Consider the following 12,771-nt stretch of genomic DNA (forward strand, 5'->3'; position numbering starts at 1 on the left):
TTCACTAGGTCATGAGCAACTTCCAGTTTCTCCGCGCGGAATTCGAATCGCTATACGATCCGGCTGTCAGCGCCGAGCAACTGGTGGTTTCCGACCCGCGCGCGGCCTGTATGCGCACTCGCCACGCTCTGGAGCAGGCGGTGCACTGGCTGTACGAGCATGACCTGACCCTGCGCCTGCCGTATGACGATAGTCTGGGCGTGCTGCTGACTCAGCCAGCTTTCGAGGCTCTGGTACCACCCCAGATAAGGCAAAAAACCCGCTTGATCCAGAAGCTGGGCAATCGGGCGGTGCACGGCAGCGCACCCATTCGCCATGGCGACTCGCTGCATCTGGTGCGCGAGCTGTTCCACGTGATGTATTGGCTGGCACGCACCTTTACGCGTACCAGCGATCCCAAATCCCTCGTCGCCGACTGGGACGAAAAGCGTATTCCGCACCTGGTGAACGCCGATGAGGCAGTCGCTTTCACTCGGGACGAGCTTAAAAAGCAGGAGGCCCAGTTCAAGGAGCGCCTGCAGGCGCAGACCGCCCAGATCGAGGCGCGCGAAAAGCAGATCGCCGTCGTGGCGGCTACTTCCGCTGAGTACGAAGCGCGACTGGCCCAATTGGATGCGGAATTGGCGCGGGCGCGGGCCGAGCTGGCCACCGCCAAAGCCGCCAATATCGCCGTCCCGGACACGCACGACTATTCTGAGGCAGAGACTCGCAAGCGCTATATTGACGTACTGCTGCGCGAAGCCGGGTGGGTAGAGGGCGACAATATGGGCGTCGAGGTGCCGCTGGTCGGCATGCCCAACAAGCCTGGCGGAGGCTTTGCCGATTACGTCCTGTGGGGACAGAACGGCAAACCGCTCGCCGTGGTGGAGGCCAAACGCAGCTTCAGTGACGCCGAAGTCGGGCGGCAGCAGGCCAAGCTCTACGCCGATTGCCTGGAGCAGATGAAGGGCCAGCGCCCGCTGATTTTTTATACCAATGGCCACAAGACCTGGCTGTGGGACGACCAACGCGCCGCGTCGCGCGAAGTGTCGGGCTTTTATTCGCGGGACGAGCTGGAGCTGGCCATCAGCCGCAGGTCGTTGCATCAGGACCTGCGTGTTCTTGAGATTAGCAGCAGCATCGTCGAGCGCGCCTATCAGACGCGCGCCATTCGCGCGGTGGGCGAGTATTTCATGGCGGGGCATCGCGCCGCTTTGCTGACCATGGCCACCGGCACTGGCAAGACCCGCACCGCCGTGGCGCTGATCGACCTTCTGATGCGTGCCAATTGGGTCAAGCGCGTGCTGTTCCTGGCTGATCGCGTGGCGCTGGTGCGGCAGGCTACCAATGCCTTCAAAGCGCACCTACCGGACTCCAGCCCGGTCAACCTGGTTCAGGAGAAAGACGGCCAGGGGCGCGTGTTTCTCTCCACCTATCCGACCATGATGGGTTTGATAGAAGAGATGGATGGGGTGCAGCGCAAGTATGGTGCGGGGTATTTTGACCTGATCGTTATCGACGAGGCACACCGCAGCGTTTACCAAAAATATGGCGCGATCTTTCGCTACTTTGATGCCTACCTGGTCGGCTTGACTGCCACGCCGCGTGATGAGGTGGATCGCGACACTTATCAACTGTTTGGCCTGGAAAAGGGCGTGCCTACGGATGCCTATAGCCTGAACGAGGCTGTGGCTGATGGTTATCTGGTCAAGCCAACCATGCAGTCTGTGCCGTTGAAGTTCGTGCGCGAGGGCATCAAATACGATGAGCTTTCCGGCGAAGAAAAAGACCACTGGGAGTCGTTGGATTGGGGCGACGAAGAAGCGCCCGACGAGGTGCAGGCTTCGGATGTCAACAAGAAGCTCTTTAATGCCGATACAGTGGACAAGATGCTCAAGCACCTGATGCTGCACGGCATCAAGGTAGAGGGTGGCGACCGGTTGGGAAAGACTATTATTTTCGCGGTGAACGAGAAGCACGCTCAGTTCATCGCCAGCCGCTTTGACCACAACTATCCGCAGTACCGAGGGCACTTTGCCCGCGTCATCACCCACGCGGTGAAGTATGCCCAATCGCTGATTGATGACTTCAGCGTAGCTGCCAAGCTGCCGCAGATCGCTATCTCCGTGGATATGCTGGACACCGGTATCGATGTGCCCGAGGTAGTGAATCTGGTGTTTTTCAAGGCCGTGCGTTCCAAGGTCAAGTTCTTGCAGATGATTGGGCGCGGGACGCGCCTATCCAAAGACCTGTTTGGCCCTGGACTGGACAAGACCGAGTTCGTGATCTTTGATTTTTGCGGGAATTTCGAGTTTTTCAACGAGAACCCCGCTGGCGCGCCGTCGCCCATGAGCGAGCCGCTGGGCAAGCGCCTGTTCAAGCGCCGCCTGGAATTGTTGTCTCTGCTGCCTGACGCGCCACACAGTGGAAACGGTGCACTGCAAGAGGGGACTGCTTCTTACAACGCATTGGAAGGCCTGCAAGCAGCCTTGCAGACCCAATTGCATGATGAAGTGGCGGCGATGAACCTCGATAACTTCCTCGTGCGTGAGCAGCGTGAGCACGTCAGCAAGTTCATCGAGAAAGGACGTTGGAACACGCTCGGTGCTACGGATTACGTGGAACTACGTGACCACGTCGCGGGCTTGCCCAGTCAACTGCCCGAAGAAGACATCACCGCCAAGCTGTTTGACATGACTTGTCTGGGCCTGCAAATTGCAATTGTCCAGCACAGCCAGGATTTCGTCCGTCATCGTGACCGGGTGATTGAATTAGCCATGTCGTTGGAGAACGTGCAGAGCATCCCGGCAGTCAAGCAGGAGCTGCCTTTGATCCAGGAAGTGCAGACCGAAGCCTACTGGCAGGACATCACGCTGGCGATCATTGAGCACCTGCGTAGGCATCTACGCGGGCTGATTCAATTCATCGAGCGCAAGTCCATTGGGCCGGTCTATACCGATTTGCAGGATGTCCTCGGGGCAGCCAGTCAGGTCGAGCTGCGGGATTTCAGCACGGGCATCAATACCGCGCAGTACAAGCGCAAGGTCGAGGCCTGGATACGGGCCAACGAGAATCACGTCGCCATGGCCAAGTTACGCTTCGCCAAACCCCTGACGCCGACCGATCTGACCGAGTTGGAGCGATTTGTCTACGAAGCCGCAGCGGTGGGCGGCCGGGATCGCTTTGTGGAGGAGTTTGGCGAGGTGTCGCTGCCGCAGTTCATACGCTCACTGGTAGGCCTGGATCGCAACGCGGCCAAGGAGGCCTTTGGCATTTTTCTGGATAGCACGCGTTACAACAGCCAGCAGATCCGTTTTGTGGAAATGATCATCGAGCGGCTTACTCGGCAAGGAGCCGTCGATCCTGGCCAACTTTATGACGCTCCATTCACCAGTATTCATCATGAAGGATTGGATGGCGCGTTTCGTGATGCGGACGCCGAGGCGATCGTTGGGATCCTGGATGAGCTCGCTCGGAAGGCGGCTTGATGGTTCGTCGCCTGAAGGCTCTGTTGACAGAAAAGCTATGTAATGTGAGCGTGGCCTGTGGCTTGTATGTGGTTGTGGAACAACAGTGCCTGCTACCCACAAAACACCGTAAAACACGTAGAACGACGGAGAGTGGACGGCGCTGGGCCACCGCTACCAACACTTTTGTTCAGCGTTTCTAGAGTTTCCCACTGTGTTCCAGGCGTCTATCAACATCTTCTAGTGCGTATAACCGTTCTGATTATTTCGAACGCGTAAGTTGCTATTCAAAGCCCCCGCAATTGCGGGGGCTTTTCATTTTCAAGGCATTAAATCAATCAGAGGATTACTAAATACGCGGCATTAATAATCATTATTTTGCTGCGAAATTTTTAATCGGTATTTTGCTTTATGTGCCGTGCTAGCCTCGTCTCCATCATTTCTAATCATTCAGACGAGGAGAGGGAAATGAACCATCACCGTCGGGCTCCCCAGAATAATACAGAACGACGTCGCGCTTTACGGATATCAGTCGTGTTGTTAGGGGGCCTCTCGTCGTGCGCAGTGCTGCTTGCCGGTTCAGCCTACGCTCAGAACCTACCGAAGGGCGGCAAGATCACCAGCGGCCAAGGCAGTATCTCGGAGCCCAACCGCCTATCGAAGAAAATCCAGCAGACCAGCTCAACGCTGTCCATCGATTGGAACAGTTTCAATATCGCCTCGGGCAGCCGTGTGGATTTTCATCAGCCTGACGCCAGCGCCATTGCCTTGAACCGGGTTGCCGGCACCGAAGGCAGCAAGATCATGGGTCAGCTGAACGCCAACGGGCGTGTCTTCATCATCAACGCGAACGGCGTGCTGTTCGGGAAGAGCGCGAAGGTCAACGTAGGCGGCTTGGTGGCGTCCACATTGAATCTGAGCAATGAAGATCTCCAGGAAGGCCGATTCCGCTTTGTTGGCGATGGGCGTGCGGCGCCGGCAGGTGTCGTTAACGAAGGCGTGTTGATTGCCGCAGATGGCGGAACGATTGCGTTGCTGGGCGGACAGGTTGAGAACAAGGGCGTCGTCCGCGCCAAACAAGGCGCCATCGCACTGGCTTCCGGGCAGCGAATCACGCTTGGCCTTGCTGACGATGGGCTGCTCAATGTAGAGATCGATCAGGCGGCGTTGAATGCGCTGGTCAGCAACCATAATGCGCTGACGGCGCAGGGCGGCCAGGTGACGCTGCACGCCCGAGCCAGCAACGCCGTGGCGCACGCGGTGGTGAACAACCAGGGGTTGATCGAAGCGCAAACGCTCAATGGCCGCTCGGGCAGGATCGTGCTGGATGGGGGCGCGCAAGGCACGGTAGTGGCCGCAGGCACGTTGGACAGCAGCGCGTTCAGCGGTAACGCCGGCGATATCACGGTGCAAGGCCAGCGCGTGGACGTGCGCGGCAATCTGTTGGCGACGGCCGGTAGCCAAGGTGACGGCGGCAACGTTCTGGTTCAGGGCCGGCAGGTGCAGATGGAAGGCAGCGCGCAGGTTGATACGCGCGCGGCGCTGGGCAATGGCGGGTGGCTGACGCTTGAGGCCGATCAGATCAGCGTCACCACGCAAGAAGTGCCCTTGGTCAGCGGCGTCAGCGGCGTGCATCTGAGCCGGCAGCTGTCTAAAAACAATATCGCGCTGAATTCCACGCAAGGCGATCTTCGCGTTCTTGAAGAGATTGCTTGGGATGCGGATACGACGCTGAGCTTGGACGCAAAGAAGTCCGTGCGCTTGAACGCGAATGTCGAGGTAAACGGGGATAAAGCGGGGTTCGTGATGAACCACGGCGCCGACGCGGACTATATCTTGGGCAAGGGCGTTACGGTGACGTTGCCCGGGTCACAAGCCAGCTTGCGTATCAATGGGCAGGATTATCAACTGATCCGCAATGTGCATGAGCTGCAAGCAATTGAGAACAATCTGAGCGGCGCCTATGCACTGGCTAATGCCATTGATGCCCACGAAACAGGCTCGTGGAATGCGCGCGCGGGGTTTCGGCCCATCGGTGCAAATTACGGGAGCCCGCCGCAAACATTCGAGGGCATTCTGACTGGCATGGGGCATACGGTCGATATGCTGAAGATGAAGGCCGACTCGTCAAACCCAACGGGGCACGTAGGGCTATTCAGCCATTCGCACGGCGTGCTCAGGAACATCGGGTTGCAACAACTGAGCATTTCCGTTGATCAGCCTGGCCGCCATAATGTCGCGGGCGGATTGGTGGGAGTCAACAGTGGGGTGGTGAAGTATGCCTATGCCTCGGGCGAAATCCGTACGACACAATCCAATGATTCGTTGGGCGGGCTGGTCGGCGTGAATGAAGGCGCCGTAATGAATTCATATTCCCATGGAAGCCTGTTCGGCGTTTCAGGCGGGGGTGGCTCGGTGGGTGAGCTAGGCGGCTTGGTTGGTGCGAACCAGGGGCGCATCGCTCAGTCCTACTCGACGACATTCATTCGCGCAGGCGTGTCGTTTGCCGGGGGATTGGTCGGCAAAAACAATAAAAACGGAAGCATTGAACAGGCTTACGCGACGGGCGGTATTAACGGCGAGTTCTATACGGGCGGTTTGATTGGCGCCAACTACGGGTCCATCAATAATAGCCACGCGACGGGTTTTGTCGCCAGCGCCTATCAAACGGGCGGGCTGGTTGGCCTGAATGGCTCGACCGGAACCATTACGGATTCTCGAGCATCAGGGCATGTGGCGGCGCGTTCTTACTTTAGCGGCGCGGGGGGCTTGGCAGGCGAGAACAACGGGATAATTCTACGCAGCCACGCGTCGGGTGACGTTACGGGCAGTGGGGATAATGCCGTCGGCGGGTTAGTAGGCCGGAACCGCGGGGGGATTATTCGCGAGTCTTCCGCTTCCGGCACGGCGCTCGCCGGGAGCCACAGTCCGGGACATCCAACGGGCAGTGCGGGCGGATTGGTGGGAAGCAATGCCAGCGCGAACGGAAGGACTGCGCTGATCACTGATTCCTATGCCAGCGGCAATGCGGTCGGCCGTGATGATCAAGATGCGGTGGGCGGCTTAGTTGGCATGAATACCGGCGTCATTGAACGCTCTGCCTCCAGTGGCAGCGCCTACGGCCGGGGCATCTTGGGCAGCCTCGTGGGATGGAATGTTCACCCTGACGCGTACGGCACCGAGAGTGAGATCCGCCAATCCCAGGGTTCCGGCAGCGTCAATGGAGATGACGGCGCCCAGGTTGGCCTCGACCAAGGAAAGTTTGAATGGTGATTCAACTGGCCCGCTGAAATACCTCAACCAGATAATCAATAAACGCCCTGGCGCGTGCGGTTTGATTTCTGCGTTGCGGGTAATAAACGAAAAGATCCGCGGACGGCAGGGTGAAGTCGGGTAACACCACGCGCAGCCGTCCGCTTTTCAAATACTTGGCCAGATCCCATTCCGAGCGGATCAATATGCCGTGGCCATCCAGCGCCCAGCCCAGCACGATATCGCCGTCATTGCTGGACAGCGCGCCGTCCACTTTGATCGCCACGCTTTCGCCTGCGTGCGTGAACCGCCACACGCCGTGCGCCTCATCGTTTTGCGTATGCAGGATGCAGCGATGCGACGCCAGATCGGCCAGCGTGGCGGGCGTGCCGTGCTTGTCCAGATAACGGGGGGACGCGCAGAGGAAGCGGCCGTTAGGCATGACGCGCCGCGCGCTCAGGCGCTTATCGGGCAGTTCGCCGAACCGGATCGCCAGATCGAATCCGCTTTCCACCAGATCAACGGGCCGGTCCGTGACCTCTAGCTGCACCTGCACATCGGGATACCGCTTGGCGAAGTCGGACACCAGCGGGGCGATGGTCGTGCGGCCGAATCCCAGCGTGGCATTCACTTTCAGCACCCCGCGTGGCGTGGCGCCGCTGCTGGAAACCGCGTCTTCCATGTCGCGCAAGTCCGCCAGGATCTTCAACGCGTGGGAAAGATAGGTCTCGCCTTCGCTTGTCAGGCTAAGGGTTCGAGTGCTGCGGTTGACCAGCCGCACGCCCAGGCGGCGTTCCATCAGCGCCAGCCGCTTGGTGGCGGCGGGCGGCGTCAGATCCAGCTCGCGGGCGGCGGCGGACAGGCTGCCTAGCCGGGCAAGATGAACGAAGAACTCCAGTTCGGACGCGATGTCGGTTTTCACTGAAAGTTAATAATCAAATGAATAAGAGTGAATCTTAGTGCGGGTGATCGCCCCTACGCTAGCGGTTCCGATTCCCCCAACTCGCCCAACGCCGCCACAGCCGGCGCATCAGGAGACACTCATGAAAATCGTCGAGATCCGCGAACAGACGCTGCCCATCAGCTCACCCATCCGCAACGCGTACATCGATTTCAGCAAGATGACGCTGAGCCTTGTGGCCGTGATCACCGATGTGATCCTCGACGGCAAGCCGGTGGTGGGCTATGGCTTCAATTCGAATGGCCGCTATGGCCAGGGCAAGCTGATGCGCGAGCGTTTCATCCCACGCATCATGGAAGCCGACCCGGAGTCGTTGTTGGACGCGACGGGTAAGAATCTGGACCCGCACAAGATCTGGAACGCCATGTTCACGAACGAAAAGCCGGGCGGCCATGGCGAGCGTTCGGTGGCGATTGGCACCATCGATATGGCGGTGTGGGATGCCGTGGCGAAGATAGAAGGCAAGCCCTTGTTCCAGCTGCTGGCCGACCGCTACGGCAACGGCCAGGCAGACCGCCGCGTGTTTGTCTATGCGGCCGGCGGCTACTACTACCCGGGCCAGGATCACGGCAAGCTCAAAGACGAAATGCGCAGCTATATCGACCGCGGCTATACGGTCGTGAAAAAGAAGATTGGCGGCGCGTCGCTGGACGAAGATCTGCGCCGCATCGATTCGATTCTGAGCGTGCTGCAAGACGGGCAGAAACTGGCGGTGGATGCGAATGGCCGCTTCGATCTGGATACGGCCATTCAGTACGCCAAGGCGCTGTCGCAGTACGACCTGTTTTGGTATGAAGAAGCGGGCGATCCGCTGGACTACGAGTTGCAGGCCACCTTGCGCAACTACTACGCGAACCCGATGGCGACGGGCGAAAACCTGTTTTCAATGCAGGATGCGCGCAACCTGATCCGCTACGGCGGCATGCGCCCCGACCGCGATTGGCTGCAATTTGATTGCGCGCTGAGCTACGGGTTGGTGGAGTATTTGCGCACGCTGGACATGCTGCGCGAGCACGGCTGGTCGGCCAGCCGTTGCATTCCGCACGGCGGCCACCAGATGTCGTTGAACATTGCAGCGGGTTTGGGGCTGGGCGGCAATGAAAGCTACCCGGACCTGTTCCAGCCGTTTGGCGGATTTCCCGATGGCGTGAAGGTTGACGGCGGCTACGTCACGATGCCGGAGCTGCCTGGCATCGGCTTCGAAGGCAAGTCGGACCTGATTGCCGTCATGCGGGAATTGTCGGCATAGGCCTTGATCACCAGCGATACCGCAACGTCGCCATCACCGTGCGTTCCGCGCCCCAGTAGCAACTGACGGCGGTGCCCAGGCAGTTGGCGACGTAGCGTTTGTCGAACAGGTTGGAGACGTTCAGCGCGATTTGCGCGCCGGCAAGCGTGGGGCTGGCGCGGCCCAGGTCGTAGCGGATGGCGGCGTCCACCAGCGTGACGGCGGGGATGGCGTAGCGGTTGTTCAAGTCGCCGTAGAACCCCCCGCGATACGTGACGCCTGCGCCCACCCCCACGCCTTGCAGCGGGCCGTCGCGCAAGGTGTAGTCGGCCCACAGCGCGGCCTGATGGCGCGGCACGAAAATCATCTGGTTGCCGCGCTGCGCGGCGACATTGGTTTTCGTGACTTCGCTGTCACTCAGCGCGTACGACATCGTCAGATCCAGCCCGTTGTCAAAGCTGGCCTTGCCTTCAAGTTCGATGCCCTGCACCTGCGCTTCGCCGGTCTGCACCACAAAGCTGGTGTTGACCGGGTCCGGCGTGCTGACGTTTTTCTGCGTGATCTGGAAGGCCGACAGCATGACGAAGCTGGCGTAGCCATCGGGCTGGAACTTCACGCCGGCTTCGTATTGTTCGCCGGTGGTGGGTTTGAGCGGCGTGCCGTCGCGCGTGATGCCCGTCATGGGCTGGAACGACGTGGAGTAGCTGAAGTAAGGCGCGATGCCGTTATCAAAGCGATAGGTCACACCCGCGCGGCCGGTGAAGCGGTCGGCATCGGCAGTGCGCGATGTCCACGCCCATTGGCCGCCGCTGCCTGCAACGCCGTTGTGGGTGGTGCCTTCGGTCCAGTCGTAGCGGCCGGCGAACGTGAAGCGCAGGCGGTCCAGTTCGATTTGATCTTGCGCGTACAGGCCCAGCTGGCTGCGCGTCATGTTGATTTTCGTGGCCGTGGGCGGGCGCGTCACGGGTGTGCCGTAGTCGGGGTCGAACACGTTGAACAGCGGCGAGGCAGGCGGCAGCATCAGACCCAGGCTGCTCTCGTTGTAGCGGGATTTCTCGCGCAGATAATCCAGGCCGAAGGTGACGTCATGGCGCGTGGGGCCGGCGTTGAATTTGGCGTTCAACTGGTTGTCGATCTGGAAGGTGTGCGACGTTTCCGGGAAGGCCCAGGCGTAGCGGACGGCTTGCGTGTCCGACAGCATCGCGCCGATCTGCACGCGGCGCGTGTTGGTATCGACATTGGTGTAGCGGGCGCTTTGGCGCAGGCTCCACGTGTCGTTCATGCGGTGGTCCAACGTGTAGCCGACCATCGCTTGTTCGTTGGTGAAGATGTCGTAGCCCGGCTCGCCCACGAAGCGGTCGCGCGGGATGTAGCCTGCGGTGGCGCTCTTTTCCAGCGTGCCGATGACGGGCAGCACGGGCGCGCCGCCGCCGCCGTGGCTCGTGATCTTTTGGTATTGCGCGCTGAGGTTCAAGCTGGTGTCGGACGACGGGCGCCACGTGAAGCTGGGCGCGATGAATTGGCGTTCGTCGTCCACGTGTTGGTACTGGGTGTCGCTGTCGCGCAGCGTGCCGGTCAGGCGGTACAGGAATTTGCCTTCTTCGTCGGCTGGGCCAGAGAAGTCGAACGCGCCTTGATATCGGTTGAAGCTGCCGGCTTGCAACACCACTTCATTGAAGGGCTCGGCCGTGGGACGCTTGCTGGTCATGTTGACCAAGCCGCCGGGCGCGCTTTGCCCATACAGTCCCGACGACGGGCCTTTCAGGATTTCGATGCGCTCCAGTCCATAAGTGTCGATGCGCGGTTGCGAATAGCCGCGCGCGCCAAACGGCAGCAGCAGCCCATCCAGATACCGCGACGGCGTGAAACCGCGCACGGTCAGCCAGTCGTAGCGCACGTCGCTATCGCCGTATTGCGCGAACACGCCGGGGGTGTAGCGGACGGCCTGGGCGACGGAGGTCACGCCGCGCTCGTCCATTTCATTGCGGGTGATGACGTTAATGGTTTGCGGGGTGTCGATCAGCGCCGCGTCCGATTTGGTGCCCGAGCGGCTGCGCGTTGCGACATAGTCGGCGCCGGAGGTGGGCGAGGCGTCACGCGCGCCTTGCACCAGCACGGGGGCGAGCGTGGTCACGCCAGTGGCTGCCGCTGGGGCAGCTTGGCCGGTTTGCGTGGTTTGGGCGGCGGCGGGGACCGACGCGGCAAGGGCAGCCAACAGCGCCAACGGCAGCGGCTTGACGGAAAAGGACACGGTATTTCCCCTGGGGCAATTTATAATTAACAAGAATCATTCCTGTGCGTCGGCATGATTCCAGAAGTCTCGCCGCCTGTCTGACGATATTTCGGCGCCGATTAGCGGTTTTGCTGCACCCCCGTTTTTCTGCGCGGTCTTCGTGGCCAATCGGGTTCTTGGTCTTCAGTTCTTGCGTACGCATTCGCGGTTTCGCTTCCGCTTCCGCAATTTCGTTCTCGCGGTTTCGCTTCCGCCTTTCGCTTCCGCTTATCGGTTCCGCCTTACTCCCCGCCCGCCTATGCCTGCCCGCGCCACCGCGCCCTTGCCCCTTCCGTCTGTGCCTGCCCCCAACACCACGCGCGCGAAGCCGCATGAATGGTGGCGGGGCACCTTGCCGACCGTGCCAGCCACCGCCGATTGGGAATCCATCATCGAATGCGTGTTGCGCGTCGACGACGGCGTGAGCCTGGTGGTGCTGGACGGCAGCCCCAAGCGCCCGTTGACGATTCCCGCGCCGGGCGCGCCCGTCTTCGGCATGCAGGTCTGGCAAGAAGGCGAAGCCACGCTGGCGCTGGAAGGCGGTGAGCCCTTGCGGGTGGCCGCGGGTGCGGCGCTGTTGTTCAACCATGAACGGCCGCTGGGCTGGGTGACGCACCTGCCTGCGAATCAGCGGGTGCGCATGGTGGATATCCGCTACACCCCCGAAGCGCTGACGCGTGCGGGCGACAGCGGGCCCGTGTCGCTACTAAGGCAGCGGTTCCGGCAGGACGTCAGCGTGCCCGCGCACGGGTCGCTTGTTGCAGCGCTGGATGCGCCCGCCAGCCTCTTGGCGTTGGCCAGCAGCTTGACCCGCGACCCGCCTCAAGCCCCCGAGGCGCGCCGGCTTTGGTATCGCGCCAAGTCGCTTGAGATGCTGTCGGGGTTTGTGCAATTGCTGTCGCTGCCGGATGCGCTGAACGGGCCAGCCGCCGACGAGCTTGCGCGCGTGCATCAGGCTTGCGCGCTGCTGCGCGAACGCTATGCCGAGCATTGGCCGCCCGGGCTGTTGGCGAAAACAGTTGGGCTGTCGGAGAAGCGCTTGCAGCAGTTGATGCGCGACAGCATGGGCCGGTCGGTGCATGCATACCTGAGCGATATGCGGCTTGAGCGCGCGTCGGATTTGCTTGCCGCCGGCATGAGCGTGACGCAGGCCGCGGGCGAGGTCGGGATTTCCAGCCTGAGCCATTTCAGCAAAATCTTCAAAGCGCGGTATGGCGTGTCGCCACGGTCTTGGTAAGGCCGCTGGCGTGGGCCACTACGCCGTCGCTTCGCGTTTACGGCCGGGTATCCGATCTACACCGCGCCGGCTCCGCCCGGTTTGGTGTGGAACGCGGCGGGCAGGTCACGGCCTGTCGCGGTCACGCATCATGAAATATTTAGTTTCACAAAACCCGCTTGCGTTGTCTATCTAGTAGTAGGTAAGATTCATCCATCGACGCAGCGAACCGAACAAACCACCGCCGCAGAGATCAGAAACGTAGTCAGCTGTGAAGCACGAAGCACGAAACCAGAACCAAAACCAGAAATACAGTAGGACCGCTTTTTTATTTCCCTCGCTGTCTATCTATAAGTAGATAGCTCAACGAAACCGAAGCTTATACCGAAGTCGAAC

The 12,771-nt window shown here is 60.5% G+C and carries 6 protein-coding genes; 4 read left to right on the forward strand and 2 right to left on the reverse strand.

Annotated features, from left to right (window positions below; genetic code table 11):
* Positions 1-11: 11 nt before the first annotated feature.
* Together ACFZAI_RS00390 and ACFZAI_RS00395 are read left to right on the forward strand one after the other, a co-directional pair.
* Positions 12-3,467: a DEAD/DEAH box helicase family protein gene (locus tag ACFZAI_RS00390; RefSeq protein ID WP_391565054.1), complete on the forward strand. Its 3,456-nt coding sequence runs from the start codon at positions 12-14 to the stop codon at positions 3,465-3,467.
* Positions 3,468-3,914: 447 nt separating this feature from the next.
* Complete coding sequence (locus tag ACFZAI_RS00395) at positions 3,915-6,719, forward strand: filamentous hemagglutinin N-terminal domain-containing protein (protein ID WP_391565056.1); 2,805 nt, start codon at positions 3,915-3,917, stop codon at positions 6,717-6,719.
* A 1-nt stretch (position 6,720) separates the two neighbouring features.
* Here ACFZAI_RS00395 and ACFZAI_RS00400 read toward each other — a convergent pair whose 3' ends face one another.
* Positions 6,721-7,620 carry a LysR family transcriptional regulator gene (locus ACFZAI_RS00400; RefSeq protein WP_391565057.1) on the reverse strand — a complete coding sequence of 300 codons (900 nt, stop codon included), beginning with the start codon at positions 7,618-7,620 and terminating at the stop codon, positions 6,721-6,723.
* A gap of 121 nt (positions 7,621-7,741) precedes the next feature.
* Here ACFZAI_RS00400 and ACFZAI_RS00405 point away from each other — a divergent pair, with 121 nt between their 5' ends.
* The gene (locus ACFZAI_RS00405; RefSeq protein ID WP_391565058.1) at positions 7,742-8,908 is read left to right on the forward strand and encodes a mandelate racemase/muconate lactonizing enzyme family protein; all 1,167 of its coding nucleotides are present in this window, start codon (positions 7,742-7,744) and stop codon (positions 8,906-8,908) included.
* A 7-nt stretch (positions 8,909-8,915) separates the two neighbouring features.
* On the opposite strand, the gene ACFZAI_RS00410 is transcribed toward ACFZAI_RS00405, so the two are convergent.
* On the reverse strand, positions 8,916-11,138 hold the full coding sequence (locus ACFZAI_RS00410; RefSeq protein WP_391565059.1) for a TonB-dependent siderophore receptor: 2,223 nt from the start codon (positions 11,136-11,138) through the stop codon (positions 8,916-8,918).
* Positions 11,139-11,442: 304 nt separating this feature from the next.
* Between ACFZAI_RS00410 and ACFZAI_RS00415 the strand changes: the two genes are divergently transcribed.
* On the forward strand, positions 11,443-12,396 hold the full coding sequence (locus ACFZAI_RS00415) for a helix-turn-helix domain-containing protein (protein ID WP_391565060.1): 954 nt from the start codon (positions 11,443-11,445) through the stop codon (positions 12,394-12,396).
* Positions 12,397-12,771: the final 375 nt, after the last annotated feature.

The sequence above is a fragment of the Achromobacter sp. NPDC008082 genome (assembly GCF_042957345.1).
GTDB lineage: Bacteria > Pseudomonadota > Gammaproteobacteria > Burkholderiales > Burkholderiaceae_B > Achromobacter > Achromobacter kerstersii_A.